General features: G+C 54.8%; 16 protein-coding genes. 11 read left to right on the forward strand and 5 right to left on the reverse strand.

Features of this window, described 5'->3' with window-relative positions; genetic code table 11:
- Nucleotides 1-8: 8 nt before the first annotated feature.
- Both AQ1_RS02125 and AQ1_RS02130 read right to left on the reverse strand, forming a co-directional pair.
- Nucleotides 9-902: an HAD family acid phosphatase gene (locus AQ1_RS02125; protein ID WP_042083613.1), complete on the reverse strand. Its 894-nt coding sequence runs from the start codon at nt 900-902 to the stop codon at nt 9-11.
- A gap of 128 nt (nt 903-1,030) precedes the next feature.
- A complete protein-coding gene (locus tag AQ1_RS02130) occupies nt 1,031-4,417 on the reverse strand; it encodes a TonB-dependent receptor (protein WP_042083615.1) in 3,387 nt (1,128 codons plus the stop codon).
- 584 nt (nt 4,418-5,001) lie between these two features.
- Here AQ1_RS02130 and AQ1_RS02140 point away from each other — a divergent pair.
- Complete coding sequence (locus AQ1_RS02140; protein ID WP_161760384.1) at nt 5,002-6,057, forward strand: alkaline phosphatase D family protein; 1,056 nt, start codon at nt 5,002-5,004, stop codon at nt 6,055-6,057.
- Between the two features lie 61 nt (nt 6,058-6,118).
- Here the strand turns inward: AQ1_RS02140 and AQ1_RS02145 are convergent, their stop codons facing one another.
- Nucleotides 6,119-6,757: a TetR family transcriptional regulator C-terminal domain-containing protein gene (locus AQ1_RS02145; protein ID WP_081837007.1), complete on the reverse strand. Its 639-nt coding sequence runs from the start codon at nt 6,755-6,757 to the stop codon at nt 6,119-6,121.
- Between the two features lie 256 nt (nt 6,758-7,013).
- The gene (locus AQ1_RS02150) at nt 7,014-9,341 is read right to left on the reverse strand and encodes a TonB-dependent receptor (RefSeq protein ID WP_081837008.1); all 2,328 of its coding nucleotides are present in this window, start codon (nt 9,339-9,341) and stop codon (nt 7,014-7,016) included.
- Nucleotides 9,342-9,719: 378 nt separating this feature from the next.
- Between AQ1_RS02150 and AQ1_RS02155 the strand changes: the two genes are divergently transcribed.
- From AQ1_RS02155 to cdd, 8 genes are read left to right on the forward strand one after another with little or no spacing between them, the layout of a single operon-like run.
- Entirely contained in the window at nt 9,720-11,105 is a 1,386-nt protein-coding gene (locus AQ1_RS02155) for an NAD(P)-dependent oxidoreductase (protein ID WP_042083723.1), read from the forward strand.
- Entirely contained in the window at nt 11,105-12,391 is a 1,287-nt protein-coding gene (preA, locus tag AQ1_RS02160; RefSeq protein WP_042083625.1) for an NAD-dependent dihydropyrimidine dehydrogenase subunit PreA, read from the forward strand. The genes AQ1_RS02155 and preA overlap by 1 nt, the downstream gene beginning before the upstream one ends.
- Nucleotides 12,391-13,725 (forward strand): omega-aminotransferase AptA, encoded by a 1,335-nt coding sequence (gene aptA / locus AQ1_RS02165; protein ID WP_042083626.1) that lies wholly within the window; start codon nt 12,391-12,393, stop codon nt 13,723-13,725. The genes preA and aptA overlap by 1 nt, the downstream gene beginning before the upstream one ends.
- A 5-nt stretch (nt 13,726-13,730) precedes the next feature.
- Nucleotides 13,731-15,230, forward strand: coding sequence for a CoA-acylating methylmalonate-semialdehyde dehydrogenase (locus AQ1_RS02170; protein WP_042083725.1), 1,500 nt, complete (start codon nt 13,731-13,733; stop codon nt 15,228-15,230).
- A 29-nt stretch (nt 15,231-15,259) separates the two neighbouring features.
- Nucleotides 15,260-16,129, forward strand: coding sequence for a nitrilase-related carbon-nitrogen hydrolase (locus tag AQ1_RS02175; RefSeq protein ID WP_042083629.1), 870 nt, complete (start codon nt 15,260-15,262; stop codon nt 16,127-16,129).
- A 35-nt stretch (nt 16,130-16,164) separates the two neighbouring features.
- Entirely contained in the window at nt 16,165-17,706 is a 1,542-nt protein-coding gene (locus tag AQ1_RS02180; RefSeq protein WP_081837010.1) for an NCS1 family nucleobase:cation symporter-1, read from the forward strand.
- A complete protein-coding gene (gene hydA, locus AQ1_RS02185; protein ID WP_042083632.1) occupies nt 17,694-19,133 on the forward strand; it encodes a dihydropyrimidinase in 1,440 nt (479 codons plus the stop codon). The genes AQ1_RS02180 and hydA overlap by 13 nt, the downstream gene beginning before the upstream one ends.
- A 27-nt stretch (nt 19,134-19,160) precedes the next feature.
- Nucleotides 19,161-19,559, forward strand: coding sequence for a cytidine deaminase (gene cdd / locus AQ1_RS02190; protein ID WP_042083635.1), 399 nt, complete (start codon nt 19,161-19,163; stop codon nt 19,557-19,559).
- Here cdd and AQ1_RS02195 read toward each other — a convergent pair.
- Nucleotides 19,556-20,668: a LysM peptidoglycan-binding domain-containing protein gene (locus tag AQ1_RS02195; RefSeq protein ID WP_052370785.1), complete on the reverse strand. Its 1,113-nt coding sequence runs from the start codon at nt 20,666-20,668 to the stop codon at nt 19,556-19,558. The two genes, cdd and AQ1_RS02195, sit on opposite strands and share 4 nt — an antisense overlap.
- 176 nt (nt 20,669-20,844) lie before the next feature.
- Here AQ1_RS02195 and AQ1_RS02200 point away from each other — a divergent pair, with 176 nt between their 5' ends.
- Both AQ1_RS02200 and AQ1_RS02205 read left to right on the forward strand, forming a co-directional pair.
- The gene (locus tag AQ1_RS02200) at nt 20,845-21,429 is read left to right on the forward strand and encodes an LOG family protein (RefSeq protein ID WP_042083638.1); all 585 of its coding nucleotides are present in this window, start codon (nt 20,845-20,847) and stop codon (nt 21,427-21,429) included.
- Nucleotides 21,430-21,631: 202 nt separating this feature from the next.
- Nucleotides 21,632-22,846 (forward strand): NADP-dependent isocitrate dehydrogenase, encoded by a 1,215-nt coding sequence (locus tag AQ1_RS02205; protein ID WP_042083640.1) that lies wholly within the window; start codon nt 21,632-21,634, stop codon nt 22,844-22,846.
- Nucleotides 22,847-23,062 lie beyond the last annotated feature (216 nt).

Consider the following 23,062-nt stretch of genomic DNA (forward strand, 5'->3'; position numbering starts at 1 on the left):
TTCAGGCTTCAAGGCTGGGATGGCAAAGCGGCTGCCGGTTTCAGGCGGCTTTCCCAGCTTCCATAAACGGGATTGGGCAAAAGCACATAATGCGGATTGGCCATCACCGCCTGCATGGCCTGTGGATCTTCGGCAATGCTCTCGGTCAAAGCGGGGAAATCCTTGATATTATCCCCCACATACATCAGGATTTCGTGCGGCTTCGCCCATGATGCCTGATAGTGCTCACGGGCATCACCGGCTTGCCAATCCCAGCAGGCTTCGGCCTTGCCCTCCATGATCAGGCGACGCCGGCGATCCTTATCATTGCCATAGCCAAAAGCTTCCCATTCCTTCGGATTAGCATCCTTGCGATCTAGCGCCCCCCGGCCAAGGATGCACAGATCGGCGCGATCCGCATCAAACCCCAATGCGCTGAGATTAGCGCGGCTATGGCTCGTTACATTCTGATCGCGATTGGTGATGATCACCAGCTTGCCCCCGCGCTTGCGGATATGATCAAGGAATGAGAGGACACCGGGCACGGCGGTGGCTTCTTCGCGTTTCACCCAAGTCCTCCAGGCCACAGGATCGAAATCCTTTGCCCCGGCCTGTAACGCTTCCACCTGATATTGGCTGTTATCAAAGATTGTTTCATCGGCATCGAGCACCACGACCCATGGGCGCTGATCCGCACCCCGCTGGCGGGTGATGGCATCGAGATCGGTTTTGGCCTCTTCATATAAACGGGCGGTGATGATGGCATATTCCGAAGATCGGCGAACCCACATCAGGCCGGGCTGCCGGGCCACAACATCCTTGGCCACCACATCATGCGGCGGCAAGACCGGTTGTTCCTGCGCATTGGTCGTGCACCCGATCAGCAGGATGGCGGTAATCGCCAGGCTGATCTGTTTCAACATTGATCGATGCTCCTTTATCGAAAGGTGGGGCCTTGCTCAAAAGACCGGGCCTTGATGGAAAGAACGGAGGCCCAAAAGCAGAAGGCGGCCGCAGCCGCCTTCTGTCGTCCGGTTATCCGATCATCAGATCAGAAGCTGTAGCGAATACCAACCTGCAAGCGCCAGATGGTTGATTCCACATTGATATTGCGGTTCGGATTGAACCCGAAAGCCGATGTATCCGAGCCACCGGGATTGAAATTGCTGAAAACGAATTGCGAACCATCCGCATTCAGACCGGCATCCAGAACGGGGACGCCTTCAAACACATCGCCCCGATCGAAAGACTGGAACACATTGGCACCGCTATCGATGAAGTTCAGGAAGTTTTCGATATCAAAGAACAGCTCGAACTTATGGCCGCGCCACGGTGTTGGCAGATCCTGCTGGAAGCGCAGATCAAGATCCTTGGTCCAATCATCGCGGAAGGCATTGCGCGGTGCAATCTGACCGGCATATTTGCTCAGACCCGTTTCATCGAGGAAGTTGAAGAACGCATCAAGTGTCCCTGCTGATTGCAGAGCCGAAAGATCAACACGGGGATCATTCGGGCCGGATGGCACATAGAACAGATTGCGTTCTTCATTATCGCTATCACCAAACAAAGTGGTTGGCGTGTTGTTATCGAACACGAAGCTGAACGGACGACCGCTGCGCGCTTGGAAGAACACGCTGAGCGTGCTGCTCAGATCTTCAAAGAAATCATGGCTGAAGGTCGCTGCCACAGTGATATTGTGCTTATTGGCAAATTGCGACGATGCAAGCTCGGGATCATTGATATTCGTCAATGCGATTTCTTCAAAGTTCGATGTCGCTGTGGAGCTTGTGGTTGGATTCTTCACCTTGGCATCCGTGAAAGCATAGCCAAAGTTGAAATCAAACCGGGCCGGGCGATTAAAGACGGTATAATCCCAGCTATTATTGAGCAACAAGGAGATCGACGTGGTGCCGCCTTCTTTGCCTTTGGTATTGGTGAGAAGGATATCCTGATCATCGCCACCGGCATCACAAGGACCGCCCTGCGCCGTATTCCCCGAAAAGCCGATGCGCGGCCCAAGGAAGGAGGCATTGCAACCCGGAAGCAGCGGATCAACGGCATTGAACAGCAAGCGGCCATCAGGGGCAAAACCAACCGGGGTCAGGGTCAGATCCACGAAATCGGCTGAATTGCGACGACGATCATGGATGATGTCGAAATCGACCCGCCAATTATCCAGAAGACCCCCCACAGCGCCATTAAAATCGGTGAAGTGGGTGAAGCCCCAGCTTCCGCGAACCACCGACGGCAGCTTGAAATTGGGATCAACCGCATCCACACGTCCATCAGCGCCCGTGGCTTGGGCGATCTGTGCCTGAGCCAAACAGGCAGGCGTGCCCGTGAAATTGCCATTGGCATCAATCACCTGAAGATCGGCTGCGGTGCAAGGCGAATCCTGGCTGGTTGGGGTGATCGAACCAAAGCCAATTCCGGAACCGAAGTTCGAGAAGGCATTCGAGAACCACACGGTCGGATCACCGCCCGAGAAGATGCCCGCGCCGGCCCGGAAAGTGGTTTGGCCATAGAAATCCCATGGCGCTTCATAGGTGATGCCAAAGCGTGGCAGGAAGATATCCAAGCCATCGAAAGCCTGATCATTGGCGAAACCAAAGCGATCGACAAATTGCTGGCTGACCCGCGGATTATCCGACGATGTATAGAAATCATAGCGCAAGCCAAGCAGGAAAGTGAGATCGTCAGTCGCTTGCCATTCATCCTGCAGATAAAGGGAATGAATGGAGCGTGAGAAATTCGCCGCCGCATCATTGATATCGCCGGTGAATGAGCCATTGCCCTCGATGCTTGATGCCCGACCGGCCTGCAGATCTTCAATCGAATCGAAGGTGATGGTGCCGGTGGCATCGGTGACAAACAGATTGAATACATCGATCTGATCGAGTTCATAACCGGCGGTGATCTTATGCGCACCGGTCAGATATTCGGCATTCAAACGAAGCTGGTTGATCTGGGTATCAAGGGCATTAGCAGAGCGGAATTCACCCGGACCTGACAGCAATGTGCCCCCCGGCGTATCGACAAAAATACGCGGAACAGGATTGGCATCCTGCGCTTCGCCGCCACCAACAGGATCCTGGGAATCGGTATTATCAGTGCGGGAAACCCAGAATTCCGTGGAAAGCTTATCGGTCCATTGCGAGAAAACGCGAACGGAATAGGTTTCAATTTCGCTGCCTTCTTCCAAAAAGTTATTGCGGAAGGCAAAATCATTCCCGAAACCGAAATCATCCTGCTGCTCAAAGGTTTCACGCAGGCGGGTATAGGTACCGGCAACACGGTGATCATCATTGATAAACCAATCGAGACGACCAAGAATGCGGCGATTATCCCGCGCAAGGCTACGCGCAATGCCTAATGTTTCGATACCGAACTGATTTTCAAGAATGCCTTGTACCTGCTCCACCTGGGCAACGGTCGGACCTTCTTCGGTGCCAAAACCGCCACCAATGGGGCCATTATCCTGAATGCCGGAATCATCGGCTTCTTCATAGGCGACATAGAAGAACAGCTTGTCCTTGATGATCGGGCCACCAAGCTCGGCACCCCAGTTTTTATCTGTGAAAGGATCGGTAATGGCCTGCTCGCCATCGATCCGCTCGCCGGTCAGATCGTCATTGTTGAAAACGAAAAAGGCCGAGCCATGGAAATCATTGGTCCCGGATTTGGTGACGATGTTGATATTACAGCCGGTAAACTGGCCATATTCAACGCTATAGGGCGCAAATTCCACCGATGTTTCACGCACCGCATCGAAGGGGATCGGCATGTTATTGCGGCTGGGCAAACCCGACGCATTCAAACCAAAGCCATCGGAAGCGCGCACCCCATCGATGGTCACGCTGTTGAAGCGATTATTCCCGCCCAAACAGGAAATGGAATCGTCATTGCCTTCATTGATGCTGACGCGGGGATCGATCCGAATAATATCGCGGAAATCGCGGCTGATCGACGGGAAGGATTCCAGCGTTTCGAGACCAAAAGAGCGGCCCGGACCAATCGCCAGCTGGCTCATCACAATGGGGGCTGCCGTGACGACGATTTCTTCCATCTGACCCGAAGTGAGGGAAATCGACAGATCTGCCATCTGCGAAATATTGAGGAAAAGTCCCTCGATGCGCTCGGCACGATAGCCGCTGCTCTCAACCGTCACCGTGTAGGGACCACCGGTTTCCAGACCCGTTGCGGAAAAGCGCCCCTGAGCCGATGTTTCTGATGAGATCGTTCTGCCCGTACGACTATCGGTGATGCTGATCGCCGCATTCGCCAAAGGCTGACCCGATGGATCGGTAACAACACCCCGAACGCCTGATGTCGTTTGCTGTGCTTCAACCTGCTGGGCCACCATCATGGCGGGCAAGGATGCCGACAGCAAAAGCAGTGCTTTCGCAGCCCCTAGATAATTTTGTCTGAACCTCTTCATCGTGTCATTCCCTCCTGCTTTACATATTTTATGGGCAGTTAATCGGACGCAGCCTTTGCCCTTGGCTTCGACGGACCATGCACAGAAGCTTTTGCAATTCTATGACAAAGCCCACAGGTTTTATGATCAGCCTTTTATTTTTATAACCGTTTGGTCAAGTTATCTTGCAAAGTCGTGTGCTTACAACGCTTTTTTCGGACCTGGGCAAGGACTAAAAAACAATTTGATGCATGATATTTCAGCCGAAAGCAGCGCAGGACGATCCGTATCTCGCGAGGACCTTGAAAAATTTCTATGAGAAAACATAAGCTTGTGTTTTCAAACGCCCCTTCATTGGGAACAAATTGTGCGCCTGACTTGTTGCAGCGCAATAAATATTTTGAGTATTTGATCAAGGATGTTCTGAAAAGTTTAAAACGATGTGTTGTAAAATTCACACAGATGCGCGCGCACAGAGTCTATAATCTCGAAAAGGACGAGGCCGGGACCAGACAGGCCTGCCCATTCACTGAAAAACGGGAGGAAGACCAGTGAAATTTTCTATTAATCATCTATTTGCAATCAGTTGCTTCATGCTGGCAGGCATGATCCCGCATCAACTCAGGGCAGAGGATGGCTTATCGGACCGCGCACCCTTCCCTGCTGAAAGCAGCGCCATCAGTCGAATCGCTTTTGGCTCTTGTGCCGATGAAACCCGGCCACAGCCCTTTTGGAACAGCATTGCGGCACAAAATCCTGATCTGTTTCTGTTCACAGGCGATAATGTTTATGCCGACCAATATAAAGGCGAATGGATCAGGGAACCGGCTTTAGAACCCATCAGCTACGCCTATGCGCTTTTGGGCGCCATCCCCGAATTCAAGGATTTTCGCCGATCTGTCCCCATCATAGCCGGCTGGGATGATCATGATTATGGCTTGAATGATGCCGGTGCCGAATTCCCCTTAAAAGAAGGCTCCAAAAATATCATGCTCGATTTTTTTGGAGTGCCAAAAGATGCACCGGTGCGCCAGCGTGATGGGCTTTATCATGCCCGCATCATGGGGCCGGTGGGGCAAAGGGTTCAGATCATTTTTCTCGATACACGCTGGTTCAGATCCGATCTGCGGCCCACCGATGAACGCGGTGCGGTGGGAAAAGAACGCTATCTGCCCGATCCCGATCCTGCCAAAACCATGCTGGGAGAAGCGCAATGGACATGGCTGGAACAGCAACTCCAAAAGCCTGCCGATCTTCGGATATTGGTATCGTCCATTCAGGTGCTGGCCGATGGCCATGGCTGGGAAGGTTGGCACAGCCTGCCTCTTGAACGGCAAAGGCTTTATGATCTGATCAACGACAGCGGCGTCTCATCCCTGCTCATTTTATCGGGTGATCGCCATGTGGGCGGGCTTTATCGGCGCGATGATATTGCCGCTTTTCCGCTTTATGAAATCACCTCAAGCTCGCTTAATCTCAGCTTTGCCAAAGGCCCGGTTACCGAAACCGGCCCGCATCAGATGGGGCAGCTTTATGGGCCGGAAAATTTTGGGATGATCGAAGTGGATTGGGATCGGCGCATTCTCAGCTTTGATCTACGCGATATGGCTGGCGATCCCGTGCGGGGCATGACCATTGCTCTCGATGATCTGGCGCCTTGATGAGCAGCAATTTGGGCCCTGATCTTTTCTGAACCGCCCCGCACCGGCTTGCCATTAAGATTTACAGCCTTTGCAAGCCGGTGCCGCGCAAAACCAGCTGCACCAGATCTTCGGTGGCTTCGATAAAGGCGCGGTCGCTCATCGGAGTTTCTGATGCTTCTGGGGATAGCTTTGAAATCTGCCAATCATGGGTCGCATGATAATGCGTGCTCGCCCAGATCATATGGAACAAAATGGCCGGATCGAGCATGGGCATCTTTGCCGCAGTGATCCAGCCTTCGATCTTTTGGCAATGATCGGCCAGCCACGCCTTTAAAGGCTCCATCACATCATCGGGCAAATCCTGGCCCCGCGATGCGACCGCCATCCCCCACACCCGCAGGGCATCCGGGCGGTTACGCGCCAATTCCATATGGCTGACCACGAAATCGCGCAGGGCTTCCGCCGGTTCAGGATTGCGATCAAAAGCTGCACAAGCCTCTATAACCGCATCAAAAACCCCGGCCATCACCCGCTGATAAAGGCGCTTTTTATTGGCAAAATAATAATGCACATTGGCTTTCGGCACGCCCGCCGCTTCGGCGATACCATCCATGGTCGCCCCACGATATCCATATTGGGCAAAGACCTGTTCCGCCGCCTGCAAAATATGCGCTTCATTGGCACGACGGATCTGCTCTTTTGGATTTCGTAGCGGCACAATCCCAAACCCTTATCCCATAAATTTAAATGAGCGCCCGGGATCATCCTGATCCTGGTTCAGGGCCATTAGGCACTCACCAAACCAGAGATAAGCATGCGGTGTTACAGCCATATTTCATTGATATGACAGCTTGGCTATAAGCCTGTTTTCATCAATCTCGATCAAAACCCTCATAAAAAACTCTCATAAAAAACCCGGCCCCCTTTTGATGGGAGGCCGGGTATTTGTAACGCAAAAGCGAATGGAGATCAGATCAGAAACGCTTGTTGAATTTCAGCCCGAATTCGCTGCGATCATTGTTCAAGATCACTTCGGTAAAGCCGGAAAAGGCCTGATCAAGGCGGCCCACATCATATTTCTCGTTCCAGACATTGTCGCCATAAAGGGTTGCCGACCAGTTATTGGCCAGATTTTCATAGCGGATCGAGAAATTGAGCAGATCGCGGGCATCGAGCTTATTGAGCTCATTATTGACCGATTGCCCAAACATGGTGCTGCGATAAGAATAATCAGCCCGCATGGTGATCATATCGCCATTTGGCAGCACGAACTGATATTGCGGGCCCACATTGACTGTCCAGTCAGGGGTCAGCGCCGGGGTATCGCCCACAGCCACGCCCTGAGTGCCCGGATCAATCCGCTTGATTTCGCTATCCAGATAACCAACCGAAGTATTGAGCGAAAAACCACCAAACTGGAAGGTGTTTTCAAGCTCGAAACCCAAAGCTTCTGATTTCCCGGCATTGGCGGTAATGGTCACAAAACCTGCCGCCGAAGGGCTGGAAAAGGGCAAGGCCAGATCGGTATATTCAGTAAAGAAGAACGCGACCGACGATTGCATGAAATCAAAAGGCTGCCCCTTGAAACCAAGCTCGTGATTGCGGGCTGTGGTGGGATCGAAATTGACGAAGGTATTCGGCCCGCCAAAGGGACGCGGGGGGAAACCGCCGCTTTGATAGCCTTTGGATTCAGCAAAATACACATTGAGATTTTCGGTCAGATCATAAGTAAGGGACGCATTCCACGTGATCTCATTCCAATCTTCAGACCGGAACACCCGCTGTGCGGAACCTGGTGTGCCATTGCCCGAGCCAACGGGCGGTGCCAGAAACCATGGATTATTGGTGAACAGCGCATCGGCGCTCTTTTTATCATAGCTATAGCGCAGCCCGCCCGAAAGCTTCAGGCGATCCGTAACCCGATAGCCCACATGGGCAAAAGCCGCATAGCTGTTGGTTGTTTGATTGATATCAAAGGTATCGCCCGGCGTGATGAAGGTATTGGGGCCGGAAAAGGTATCACCTTCTTCACGGAAATAATAAAGGGCGCTGACAAAATCAAAACGACCGATTTCACCATTCAACTGTGCTTCGATAGAAACCTGATCCGCTTCGCCGCTTTCCGGGAAAGATTGAAAATCCTGGAAGGCCGCATCATCATCCAGGCCACCCGTATAGGATGAATGACGGAAGCTCGCCAGAACCTTGGTGCTGAACATGTCATTGATGATATAATCGGCGGTGAGCGAGGTCCCGAATCCAGAATTGGACTGATTGAGCAGATTGCCCTCAGCGGAATTGGTATCATCGGGATCAGCCGCAATATCGCTGGCTTTCAAAGGACCGCCGGCCAGATCAACCGCCGGGCCAGTGGGATCGGTGAAAAAGCCCAAACCGGTTTCCGCAAATACGCCGGGCTGATCAAGGCCGGGAATGATTTCTGCGGTCATGGGCGATTGGCCATTTTCGCCTTCCACCATATCAGCCGTCCATAAAAGCGAGAAACGATCATTCACCTGCCAATCAAGGGCCACACGGCCCGAAGCCTGGAACAATTCGCCCACCTGCCGGGTTGGCTCCACCACATTCAGCGCCTTACCAAATCCATCGCGGCGGGTGATGTTGCCTGAAGCCGACATGGAAATATCTTCGGTCAGCTTGAAATTGCCATAGAAATTCGCTGCCACGCGGGCTCGCGTACCGCCCTGCAGGCCAAATTCGAAATGATCCTCATCCCCCGGTTTTTGAGTGATGATATTGACCGCGCCGCCCAGGGTATTACGACCATAAAGGGTGCCTTGGGGGCCGCGCAGCACTTCGATGCGTTCGATATTCACCAGATCGAGATTGGCCCCCATCTGCCGCCCCAGATAGACCCCATCCACATAAACCCCAACGCCGGGATCGGTGGTGATGATATGATCCTGCAAGCCGATGCCGCGAATGAAAATGGCGGCATGGGCAGGATTGCCAACCCCAAAGCGGGTGACATTCAGATTGGGCACGGCCCGATCAATATCCGCCAAACTATCAATGCCGCGCATCTGAAGATTTTCGCCAGACAGCGCCGTGATCGCCATGGGGGTGGAATACACCCCTTCCGAACGCCGCTGTGCCGTCACCACGATTTCTTCCAAAGAGAAAACCTTGGGGCCATCGGCATTATCTGCATTTTGCGCCATGGCCGAAGAACCACCAAATAGCGCCGATAAGGCAACGGATGCCAGCAATGCCTTGCGAGCCGATGATCCTTTTTGCCGCGCTATGGGGCCGTGATCGCCTGTGTTTAAATAGGTTTTCATGTGATTTCCTCCCTTGATGATGATGGCGCGGCGCTGAAAAAATGGCTTCGAAATTCTGCCGTAACGTTAACCAATGGTTAATGCCGCAACATTCAGACATGTCTTTTGTCCTAAACGCTCACAAAAGCTTTATCAATATTTTATCAACAGGATAAAGTTTGATCGAAATAATTTTTCAAACATGTTGCATTTATGCTTCATATTGAAATTTTATTGATCAATCAGTTTATGACATTATTGTCATATTCTGATCATTCGGACAAAATTTTCTTGATCAATGCGCCCACATATCTGATGCTTGATCCAAAGATGGTCACAAGCTTGGATAAGAGACTGCACCAAACAGCTTGGGGCCGGCATAAAGGAGCTAGAATCGCCATGCGCAAAAAACAGCTATCGCCCACCCACAAGCGGGATATGGATATCGAACGCGCCTTCAGCGATCTGCATCCCCCGCTCGATGCGGGTGCAGCTTTTATCGAAGCCAGCCGCTGCCTTTATTGCTATGATGCGCCCTGCATCAATGCCTGCCCCACGGCCATTGATATCCCCACCTTCATCCATCAGATTCGCACCGATAATCTGGATGGATCGGCCCGAACCATTCTGGATGCCAATATCATGGGCGGCACCTGCGCCCGCGCCTGCCCCACCGAAATTCTGTGCGAAGGGGCCTGCGTGCTGAACAAAGGCGATGAAAAACCCATCCGCATCGGGGCTTTACAAAGGCGCAGTGTGGATCATCTGATGGATAAGGTCGCCAAAAATGGCACCCATCCTTTTCAGCGCGCCCCCCAAAGCGGGCGCAGGCTGGCAGTGATCGGCGCGGGGCCCGCGGGATTATCCTTTGCCCATCGTGCTGCCATGCTGGGCCATGATGTGACGGTCTATGAAGCCCGGCCCAAGCCCGGCGGGCTGAATGAATATGGCCTTGCCGCCTATAAGATGGTTGATGATTTCGCCCAGAAGGAAATTGATTTCCTGCTCGGCATCGGGGGTATCAGCATCAAATATGGTAAAAAACTGGGGGAGGATTTCAGCCTTTCCGATCTCAAGAAACAATATGATGGAGTTTTCATCGGCATCGGCCTAGGCGGCTCGGGCACTTTGGGCATTCCCGGTGAAGATCTCGATGGGGTGGAGCCCGCCCTCAGTTTCATTGAACATTTGCGTCAGGCCAAGCAGAAATCCCACGTCAAATGCGGGCGTCATGTGGTGGTGATCGGCGGCGGCAATACCGCCATTGATGCAGCTATCCAATCCAAAAAGCTGGGGGCCGAAACGGTGACGCTGGTTTATCGCCGGGGTGATGACAGCATGAGTGCGACCGCCTGGGAGCGCGATCTGGCCCGGCTCAATGATGTTCAGATCCGCACATGGGCGCGCCCCAGTTCCATCGGCGGCGATCAAAAAGCCGATCATATCATGTTCGAGCGAACGAAAATCATCGATGGCAGGCTGCAAGGCACAGGCGAAACATATCGTCTGACCGCCGATCTCATCTTAAAGGCTATTGGCCAGAAAATGCTGCCTTTGGGGCTTGGTGATCTTCAGATCAAAAATGGCCGGATCGTGGTTGATGACCAATATCAAACATCGATGCCCGGCATTTATGCAGGCGGCGATTGTATCCAATCAGGTGATGATCTGACCGTGCAGGCGGTGCAGGATGGCAAGCTGGCAGCCTTGGCAATCGATCAGGCTTTAACACGGAATGATGCGCAGCCACCGGTGGCGGCCCATTCCGGCAAAGGGGGTGCATGATGGCGGATCTTTCATGTCGTATCGCGGGAATTGATAGCATCAATCCCTTTTGGCTGGCCTCAGCCCCGCCCACCGATAAAAAATATAATGTGGTGCGCGCCTTTCAAAAAGGCTGGGGCGGCGTGGTGTGGAAAACCCTGGGGGTTGATCCGCCGGTGGTCAATGTCACCAGCCGTTATGGCCTGCACAAGGATTTCAAGGGGGCCACCATCGGGATCAATAATATCGAATTGATTTCTGATCGGCCGCTGGATGTCAATCTGCGGGAAATCGAGGAATGTCGCCGGGAATGGCCGGATCGGGTGATCATCGGCTCGATGATGGCGGAAATGGATGAACAGGCCTGGAAAGAACTGGCCATCAGGATCGCCAATTCCGGCGTGCATGGGATCGAGCTTAATCTGGGCTGCCCCCATGGCATGTGCGAGCGGGGCATGGGTTCGGCCATTGGGCAGGTGCCCGAAATGGTGGAAAAAACCACCCGCTGGGTGCGCGAAGTGGTGGATCTTCCCGTGTTCACCAAGCTCACCCCCAATATAACCGATATTCTGGTCCCCGCCGAGGCGGCCCTTGCGGGCGGTGCCCATGCCGTCTCGCTGATCAATACGGTCAATTCCATCGTCTCGGTCGATCTTGATGCCATGGCCCCCGATCCGATGATCGATGGCAAAGGCACCCATGGCGGCTATTGCGGCTCGGCGGTCAAACCCATCGCCCTCAATATGGTGGCGGAAATCGCCCGCAATGCGGCCACCCGCGATCTGGAAATTTCGGCGATTGGCGGGATCAACACATGGCGCGATGCTGCTGAATTCATCGCCCTTGGGGCATCGGGGGTGCAGGTATGCACCGCCGCCATGCTTTATGGCTTTCGCATCGTGGAAGACATGATCGCCGGTTTATCGGCCTTCATGGATGAAAAGGGCTATAAAACGCTTGATGATTTTCGCGGCCGGGCGGTGGCCAATACCGTTGATTGGAACGAACTGAATATGAATTTCGATCTGAAGGCACGGATCGATGAAGAAAGCTGCATCGAATGCGGGCGCTGCCATATCGCTTGCGAGGATACATCCCATCAGGCCATTCGGATCGAAGCCAAAGACGATGGCGGGCGCCGCTTTGTGGTGATCGATGATGATTGTGTGGGCTGCAATCTGTGCATGCATGTGTGCCCGGTGGATCAGTGCATCGAGATGGAGCCGGTGGCCAATGGCCTGCCACATCTGACCTGGCCCGACCATCCGAAAAATCCGGCCCATAAAGCCGTTGCGGAGTCAGTATGATGAGCGAAGACATCGCCAATTCCCGGGCCAATAATTCCCTCGATGCCTATTGGATGCCCTTTACCGCCAATCGCCAGTTCAAGGCCAATCCACGTATCTTTGTGGGGGCCGATGGCATGTATTTCAAAACCAGCGATGGCCGCGATGTTCTGGACGGCATTGCCGGTTTATGGTGCTGCAATGCCGGGCATAAGCGCCCGCGCATCATCGAAGCCGTGAAAAAACAAGTCGAAGAACTGGATTATTCCCCGGCTTTCCAGATGGGCCATTACAAGGCTTTCGAATTGGCTGATCGGCTGGCGCGGCTGATGCCCGGCGATCTTGATCATGTGTTTTTCACCAATTCCGGCTCTGAATCCGTGGAAACGGCACTGAAAATCGCCCTCGCCTATCACCGCGCACGAGGCGAAGGCCATCGCACCCGTCTGATTGGCCGGGAAAAGGGCTATCATGGGGTGAATTTTGGCGGCATGTCGGTGGGGGGAATGCCTGCCAATCGCAAGATGTTCGGCTCTCTCGTCGCCGGTGTCGATCATCTCCGCCACACCCATTATGTGCCGGGCAATGCCTATAGCCGTGGCCAACCCGAACATGGGGTTGAACTGGCCGATGATCTGGAACGCCTGTGCGCGCTGCATGATCCCTCCACCATCGCTGCGGTGATCGTGGAACCCGTTGCCGGATCGGCAGGGGTGATCATGCCCCCCAAAGGTTATCTGCAACGCCTGCGCGAGATATGTACGAAACACGGCATTTTGCTGATTTTCGATGAGGTGATCACCGGATTTGGGCGCCTTGGCGCGCCCTTTGCCGTGGATTATTTCGGGGTAGAGCCCGATCTGGTGACCACCGCCAAGGGGTTGACCAATGGCGTGGTGCCGATGGGCGCGGTTTTTGCCAGCAGACAGATATACAACGCCTTCATGACCGGCCCTGAAAATATGATCGAGCTGTTTCACGGTTATACCTATTCCGCCAATCCCATGGCCTGCGCCACCGCGCTTGCCACCCTTGATACCTATGAGGAAGAGGGTCTGTTCACACGGGCCGCGGAATTGGACACTTATTGGGCCGATGCGGTACATTCCCTTAAAGGCGCGCCCTATGTGACCGATCTGCGCAATATGGGGCTGATCGCGGCGATCGAGCTTGAAGGCATCAAGGATGCCCCCACCAAGCGCGCCTTCAATGCCTTTTTGAAAGCTTATGATAAAGGGCTTTTGATCCGCACCACAGGGGATATCATCGCTTTGTCGCCGCCCCTGATCATTGAAAAATCGCAGATCGATTTCGCCTTCGATACCCTGCGCACAGTTCTGAAAGAAATCGAATGACCGATATGAACGCACTCATCCCCCATCTGATCGATGGCGCGCCCTATGGGGCGAAAAGCCCGCGCACCCAGGGCGTAACCAATCCCGCAACGGGCGAGATCACACGTCATGTGGCCATGGCCACGGCTGATGATGTTGATCTGGCGGTGAAAGCAGCGCAAAAAGCCTTTATCGGCTGGTCGGAAACCCCGCCTTCGCGCCGGGCGCAGGTGCTGTTTGCTTTGCGCGATGGCATGATGAAGCGCCGCGACGAGATCGCCCGCACCATCAGCCTTGAACATGGCAAAACCCATGATGATGCGCTGGGCGAAGTGGCCCGCGCTTTGGAGGTGGTAGAATTTGCCTGCGGGATTCCGCATCTTTTGAAGGGCGATTTCAGCCGCCATGTCGCCCGCGATCTGGATGCCAGCTCGGAACGCCAGCCCCTGGGCGTGGTGGCCGGGATCACCCCGTTCAATTTCCCCGCCATGGTGCCCTTGTGGATGATCCCCATGGCGCTTGCCTGCGGCAACAGCTTTATCCTGAAGCCATCGGAACGCGATCCTTCAAGCGCCAATCTGATCCATGAATTGCTCGAAAACGCCGGTTTGCCGCCGGGGGTTTTCAATGTGGTGCATGGCGATAAGGAAGCGGTGGATGCGATCCTTGATCATCCCGGCATTTCGGCCATCAGCTTTGTGGGCTCCACCCCCATTGCCCACTATATCTACAGCCGTGGTTGCAACAATGGAAAGCGGGTGCAGGCATTGGGCGGCGCCAAGAATCACATGGTCATCATGCCCGATGCCGATCTCGATCAGGCTGCCGATGCCCTGATGGGGGCGGGTTTTGGCTCGGCGGGGGAACGCTGTATGGCCATTTCGGTGGCCGTGCCGGTGGGCCGGGGAACTGCCGATCGCCTGGTGGAAAAGCTGGTGCCCCGGGTACAGGCTCTCAAGATCGGCCCCAGCACCGACAAGGACGCGGAAATGGGGCCGCTGATCACCAAAGCCCATCGCGACAAGGTGGCCGATCTCATTGCGAAAGGGGCAGCGGAAGGGGCGAAACTGGTGGTGGATGGCCGGGGATACAGCCTGCAGGGCTATGAAGGCGGCTTCTGGATGGGTGGCACCCTGATGGATCATGTCACCCCGCAAATGACCGTTTATCGCGAAGAAATTTTCGGCCCGGTTCTGAGCGTGGTGCGCGCCGATCATTATGATCAGGCCGTGGCCATGATCAATGCTCATCCATATGGCAATGGCACCGCGATTTTCACCCGCGATGGCGATGCCGCTCGCGATTTCGCCCGCCGCATCGAGGTGGGCATGGTCGGGGTGAATGTCCCCATCCCGGTGCCGGTGGGCTATCACAGCTTCGGCGGCTGGAAACAATCGATCTTTGGCGCCCATGGCATTTATGGCCCGGAAGCGATCCATTTCTACACCCGGCTCAAAACGATTTCGGCACGCTGGCCCACGGGCATTCGGGCGGGTGCGGAATTCACCTTTCCCAGCAATGGCTGATCATTCATCTCATTAAAGGAGCAGGCTTCATGACCACAGTGCGCGGCGGATTGATCCAGATGGGGCTGAAAGCCTCGACCGATAAAGACCCCGAAACCATTCGCAAAGCCATGATCGAAGCGCATATCCCGCTGATCGAGGAAGCGGGCGAAAAGGGCGTGCAGGTTTTGTGCTTTCAGGAAGTATTCACCCAGCCCTATTTCTGCCCGAGCCAGGACAGCAAATGGTATGATGCCGCCGAAGCCATCCCCGATGGCCCCACCACGAAGCTGATGCAGGATTATGCCAAAAAATATCAGATGGTGATCGTGGTCCCGATCTACGAAGCCGATGATGTAACCGGGGTTTATTACAATACGGCGGCCGTGATCGATGCCGATGGCAGCTATCTGGGCAAATATCGCAAAACCCATATTCCGCAGGTGCAGGGCTTTTGGGAAAAATTCTTCTTCAAACCCGGCGCATCGGATTGGCCGGTGTTCCAGACCCGCTATTGCAAGTTGGGCGTTTATATCTGCTATGATCGCCATTTCCCCGAAGGCTGGCGGGCACTGGCGCTGAATGGGGCGGAATATATCGTCAATCCTTCCGCCACCGTGGCCGGATTGTCGGAATATCTGTGGAAGCTGGAACAGCCCGCCTCTGCCGCTGCCAATGGCTGCTATATCGGCGCGATCAATCGCGTGGGCACGGAAGCACCGTGGAATATCGGGGAATTTTACGGCCAAAGCTATTTCGTCAATCCGCGCGGCCAAATCGAAGCCATCGCCAGCCGTGACAAGGATGAACTGATCATCCACGATATGGATATGGACAAGGTGAAAGAGGTGCGCAATCTGTGGCAGTTCTTCCGTGACCGTCGCCCGGAAACCTATTATCCCTTGGTCGCTGAAGAATGAAAACTGACCTTTGAATAAAGCCGGGGGCATGACGCATGCATGATACATCAAAGGCGCCGCATCCACAGGATGGAATACAATCCGGTGATGCCGCCCATAGTCATGATCAGGCCAATGATCAGGGCCATGATCAGGCTTTATGGAATGCCGATCTTGCCCCCACGCCCCTGTCCGAACGCACCTGGGATTGGAAAGCCTTTGCCTCTTTATGGGTGGCGATGGTGGTGTGCGTGCCGGCCTATCTTTTGTCGGGCAGTCTGGTCAGCGAAGGGATGAACTGGTGGCAGGCGGTTCTCACCGTCTTCTTGGGCAATCTGATCGTTTTGATCCCCATGATGCTGGTGGGTCATGCCGGGGCGAAACATGGGGTGCCCTTCCCGGTTTTGCTGCGCTCATCTTTTGGCACCGTGGGGGCGCGGCTGCCTGCCCTGCTGCGCGGGCTTGTGGCCTGCGGCTGGTTTGGGATCAATACATGGGTGGGCGGATCGGCCATTTATGTCATTCTCAATACCCTGAGCGGACAGGCGCTGGTGGGCGCGCCTTTGCCCTTTTTGGGGATCGATCCGGCGCAAAGCCTGTCGTTTCTCGCCTTCTGGGCCTTGCATGTATGGTTTGTTCGCCATGGCACGGAATCGATCCGCTGGCTTGAAATGCTGGCCGCGCCTTTTTTGATCCTCACCTCATTTTCATTATTGATCTGGGCCTGGGTCGAGGTGGGCAGCCTTGGGGCCATGCTGTCCAATGACTCGCAATTTGCCCCCGGCGGCGCGCGCGAGGGGCAATTCTGGCCGGTCTTTTTTGCCAGCCTCACGGCGATGGTGGGCTTCTGGTCAACCATGGCCCTCAATATCCCCGATTTCACCCGTTTTGCCAAAAGCCAGCGCCATCAGATCATCGGTCAGGCTTTGGGCCTGCCCATTCCCATGGCCCTGTTCGCCTTCATTTCGGTGGCCGTCACCTCGGCCACTCTGGTCATTTATGGCGAAGCTATCTGGGATCCGGTGAAGCTGGCAGGGCGCATGGGCGGTTTGGGGGTTGTGGTGGCATTGGGGGCGCTGGTGATCGCCACACTCACCACCAATCTCGCCGCCAATGTGGTGGCCCCTGCCTATGGATTTTCCAATCTGGCACCGGGGCGGATTTCCTTTCGGATGGGGGGCTATATCACCGCCGGGATCGGCATTGCCATGTTCCCATGGAAGCTGATGGAAAGCGCGGGCACCTATCTGTTTACCTGGCTGGTGGGCTATTCGGCCCTGCTCGGCCCCATTGTGGGTATCTTGATCGTTGATTATTTTCTGATCCGCCGCACCGATCTGGTGGTGGATGATCTCTTTTTAAAAAATGGCCGCTATAGCCGTAATGGCGGCTGGAACAAGATTGCCCTTTTGGCGCTGATTTTGGGCGCCCTGCCCTCTTTGCCGGGTTTTCTGCACGCCACCCGCATCCTTAACTCTGTCCCCCCGATTTTTGACAGCATCTACAGCTATGCCTGGTTTGTGGGTGTGGGCGTTGCGGGGGGTGTTTACTGGATTTTTTCGCGAAAAAGCAAAGGAGAAGCATCATGTCGGTCCTGATCAAAGGTGGAACCATCGTCACCGCCGAACACAGCACCAAGGCCGATATTTATTGCGAAGACGGGGTGATCAAGGCCGTCGGCCAAAATATCGAAGCACCATCGGGGGCCACCATTATCGATGCAGGCGGCCAATATGTGATGCCCGGCGGGATTGATCCCCATACCCATATGCAGCTTCCTTTCATGGGCACTGTAGCCTCCGAAGATTTTTACACCGGCACCGCCGCAGGGCTTGCGGGCGGCACCACAATGATCATCGATTTTGTGATCCCCAATCCGCAGCAATCTCTGATGGAAGCCTATCAGCAATGGCGCGGCTGGGCGGAAAAAGCCTGTGCCGATTACAGCTTCCATGTTGCCGTTACATGGTGGGATGAAAGCGTTTCTCGGGATATGGGCCAATTGGTGGAGCAGGAAGGGATCAACAGCTTCAAGCATTTCATGGCCTATAAAAACGCCATCATGGCCACCGATGATATTTTATATCCAAGCTTTTCCCGCGCTTTGGAACTGGGGGCTATCACCACGGTTCACGCTGAAAATGGTGAAATGGTTTATCAACTGCAACAAAAGCTGCTGGCCATGGGCATCACCGGGCCGGAAGGGCATCCCCTCTCCCGCCCGCCCGAGGTGGAGGGCGAAGCGGCGGCGCGGGCCATTCGCTTTGCCAAGGTGGTGGGGGTGCCGCTTTATGTGGTGCATGTCTCGGCCTCTGATGCCCTGGAAGAAATCAGCCGGGCACGGGCTGCGGGCCAGCGGGTTTATGGCGAGGTGCTGGCCGGGCATCTTATGATCGATGACAGTGTTTACCGGCTGAAGGATTGGAACAGCGCCGCCGCCCATGTGATGAGCCCGCCTTTCCGCAGCAAAGAGCATCAAGATGCCCTGTGGCGCGGCCTGCAATCGGGCAATCTGCAAACCACCGCCACCGATCATTGCTGTTTTTGCGCCGACCAGAAAGCCATGGGCCGGGATGACTTCTCGAAAATCCCCAATGGCACGGCCGGGATCGAAGATCGCATGGCCGTTTTATGGACCCATGGCGTGAACAAGGGTCGGCTGACGATGGAGGAATTTGTCGCCGTGACCTCGACCAATGCGGCGAAAATCTTCAATATCTATCCGCGCAAGGGCAGCCTGCAGGTGGGTGCCGATGCCGATATCGTGGTGTGGGACCCCGAAGCCACCAAAACCATTTCCGCCAAAACCCATCATCAGAATATCGATTATAATATCTTCGAAGGGATGGAGGTTAAGGGTCTTCCATCCCACACCATTGCCAATGGCAAGCTGGTGTGGAGCGAGGGCGAATTGCGCACTGAAAAAGGCGCTGGCCGCTATATCAAGCGCCCGTCTCATGCGTCGGTTTTCAAAGCCCTTGATAAGGCATCGGCCCGCGCTACTCCCACCGCTGTCAAGCGCTGAGCCATAACACAAAGAAAAGGTTTGAACATGACCAAAGAAAATGCCTTGTGGACAGCCGCCAAAGCCGCCCGCCATCATGCTCACGCTCCTTATTCTCACTATCATGTGGGGGCGGCTGTTTTAGATGAGGCCGGTGATATTCATGCCGGCTGCAATGTTGAAAATGCCGCCTATCCCGAAGGCATCTGCGCCGAGGCCAATGCCATTGGTTCGATGATCACGGCAGGGCGGAAACAGATCAAAATCATCGCCATCGTGGGCGGCCATGCGGGCGATAGCCTTGAAGACTGCACGCCCTGCGGCGGCTGTCGGCAAAAAATTCTGGAATTTGCCGATGCCGAAACCCAAATCCTGCTGGAAGGGGCCGGGGGCAAGATCAGCCGTTACAAGATGGCCGATCTTTTGCCCCACTCTTTTAGTTTTTAGGGCTGGCCCTCTCCATCCTGGCCTTCTTGTGCGGGTGATGGTGCAGGCTCGCCATTTTGAGACTCATCCGCCCCCGGCAACCGGAAAAGCTGGCCGGGATAAATCAGGTCCGGATCGATGATCTGCTCGGAATTTTCCTGAAAGATCATCGTGAAGCGGGTGCCCCGGCCATAAAGCTTGCGGGCAATGGTCCATAAGGTATTGCCCGGCTGAACCACGACCCGCGATTGCGCCTGTGATGGATCAAGGGCCATGCCTGCTTTGAAGGGCTGCTCCACCCGCAATTGCACTTCGCCTTCGGTTAGCACCTGATCCACCCGGATCACATGATCGCCATCGGCAATGGGCTGGGTTTGGCTTGCCATCCACCGTCCCTCATCACCGGCGCGCACTTCTTCGATCAATTCATTATCGATATAAACCCGCACGGTGCTGCGCGGCAGGGCCCGGCCCGACAAGATCGTTTGCCCTTCGGCACCAAAATCCACCGTATCCACGGCAAGGCTATCCCCCACCTCGCCGGGGGCGGCAAGCCCGGGCTTTTGCATCACCCGGCTTGGGCCATCGCCGGTTTTCGGTGTCAGAACCGCGACCACTCCTTCGCCTTCCCGATCAACAAAGCGCTCAGGCTGGATCGGCTCAGGGATCGATACCACCACCACATCATCCGATGTTCTTACCTCGCCCGTCTCATCAATGGCGCGCAGGGATAATTCAACGGTTCCAGCCGCCAGTGGTTCTTCAAGGATCAAAACCCATTCGCCATTGCGATCCGCCCGCACTTCGGCAATCACCTGATCATCAAGACGCAATTCAACCCGGCTTTCCGGGGCCGCCCGACCCGCCAGAACACCCGTGCCGCCGCGCGAAATGCGCACCACATCAAATGACGGATTGATGGGCGCATCGGCCAAAACATCCGCATTGGATTGGGCCGAAATATCTGAGCCCACGGCCGACGTCTCGGTTTGATCGGACCCCGAAAAATTGAAATAGGCAAGCCCGATGATCGCCGCAAAGGCAAGCACCATCAAGCCCGCCGATAGCCATGGTCGGCTCAGACGGGGATTGTCTTCAGACCAATCATCTGATTTGGGAGATTTGCTCAAAACGTCACTCTTTCAGGATCGTTGATCCATCCTGTTCAATCCGGGAAATCATACTACGGCAAGACGCCTTCTGTCACATCAATGTGCCTTGCTTAAAGACGCAGTTCACCAAAAATCAAAAACAATATTGGTAAAATCATCGCTATGATGTTTTTTTATCCTCAAAAGGAGTGCTTATGGCCAAGATAAAATCGGTCTGTGTCTATTGCGGTTCCCGGGCGGGCGTTCATCAAGATTATGCCCAGCTTGCTGAAGATACAGGGAAAATACTGGCAGAAGCCGGCATCACCCTGGTTTATGGCGGCGGACAGGTGGGCTTGATGGGCCTGATGGCCCGTGCCGCGATGAAAGAGGGCGGATCCGTGGTGGGGATCATCCCCGAACATCTTGATCAGGCCGAAATTGCCCAAACCGGATTGAGCGAACTGCATATCGTAACGGATATGCACAGCCGCAAACGCATGATGTTCGATCGCTCGGATGCGTTCATCGTTTTACCCGGCGGCATGGGAACGCTGGATGAGTTTATCGAAGTGCTCACCTGGTCGCAGCTTGATCTGCACGACAAGCCGATTTTCCTGCTCAATCACAAAGGCTATTGGGAGCCATTGCTGGCTTTGCTGCGCCATGTCACGGCCGAAGGCTTTGCCAATCCATCCAATCTCGATTTATTTATCACCGCGCCCGATCTTGATTATATCCTTGAAGTAATGAAGGAAATGGACGAACCGAGAACCCCTGCCAAGGCCGATCTTTTCTGATTGGCCCCAGCGATCGGGCCCTGATCATCAATCTCCTTTTCTGGTTGGCGAACACCTGCTAGGGTGCGCCCGATTTTCCGGGGAGGGTGTGGGCGCGTGTTTCCAACCATGGTTTATGGGCTGCATGTTCTGCGCCCGAAACTGCCCTCCTGAATAGACCTGAATAAAACAGATCGATAGCAACAAAAGACGAGGACTGAGAATGGCCAAGATTAAAGTCAAAAATCCTATCATCGAGCTCGATGGCGACGAAATGACCCGGATTATCTGGAAATGGATCCGCGAACGGCTCATTCTGCCTTATCTGGATGTTGATCTGCATTATTATGATCTGTCTGTGCAAAAGCGCGATGAAACCGATGATCAGATCACGGTGGATGCCGCCAATGCCATCAAGAAATACGGCGTTGGTGTGAAATGCGCCACCATCACCCCCGATGAAGCCCGGGTCGAAGAATTTGACCTCAAGAAAATGTGGCGCTCGCCCAATGGCACCATCCGCAATATTCTGGGGGGCACCGTTTTCCGTGAGCCGATCATCATCCAGAATGTGCCGCGCCTTGTTCCGGGCTGGACCCAACCGATGGTGATTGGCCGCCATGCCTTTGGCGATCAGTATCGCGCCACCGATTTCCGGGTGCCCGGCCCCGGTCGGCTGACCATGACCTACACCCCCGCCGATGGCGGCGAGCCGGTGGAATATGAAGTGTTTGAATTCCCCTCGGCCGGTGTGGCCATGGGCATGTATAATCTTGATGATTCGATCCGTGATTTCGCCCGGGCCTCGTTCAACTATGGCCTGCAACGCGGTTTCCCGGTCTATCTCAGCACCAAAAACACCATCCTGAAAGCCTATGATGGCCGGTTCAAGGATCTGTTTCAGGAGATCTTTGATGCTGAATTCAAGAGCCAGTTCGATGCCAAGGGCCTGACCTATGAACATCGTTTGATCGATGACATGGTGGCCGCCGCCATGAAATGGTCGGGCGGTTTTGTCTGGGCCTGCAAAAACTATGATGGCGATGTGCAATCCGATACCGTGGCCCAGGGCTTTGGCTCATTGGGGCTGATGACATCGGTGCTGCTCACCCCCGATGGCAATACCGTGGAAGCCGAAGCCGCCCATGGCACCGTTACCCGCCATTATCGCCAGCATCAGGCGGGCAAGGCCACCTCGACCAATCCCATTGCCTCGATCTTTGCCTGGTCGCGGGGCTTGAGCTATCGCGGGAAGATGGATGACACGCCAGCCGTTGAAGACTTTGCCACAGCTCTGGAAGAGATCTGCGTGGAAATCGTGGAACAGGGCTATATGACCAAGGATCTGGCCCTGCTCATCGGCCCCGATCAAAGCTGGCTGACCACCGAGCAATTCTTCGAGAAGATCGACGAAGGCCTGAAATCCAAACTCGCCTGAGGTCGTCTCCACGTCCTTCGGCGTTGCCCCGGCCTCTCTTGACTTTGGTCACCCCGGCCGGACCCCTTTTTTCGTCATCCCGGGCGCAGACCCGGGATCCACCTCGTGAAGGGCTCGCGCGGAAGCAAACAAAGAGTGGACCCCGGCTCGGAGGCCGGGGTGACGATTGTGGAGGTCTGCGCACGGGGTGACGAAAGAAAAACAGCCCGGCTTGAC

It is taken from the genome of Iodidimonas nitroreducens (assembly GCA_000710935.1).
Taxonomy (GTDB): Bacteria; Pseudomonadota; Alphaproteobacteria; order Sphingomonadales; family Rhodothalassiaceae; genus Iodidimonas; species Iodidimonas nitroreducens.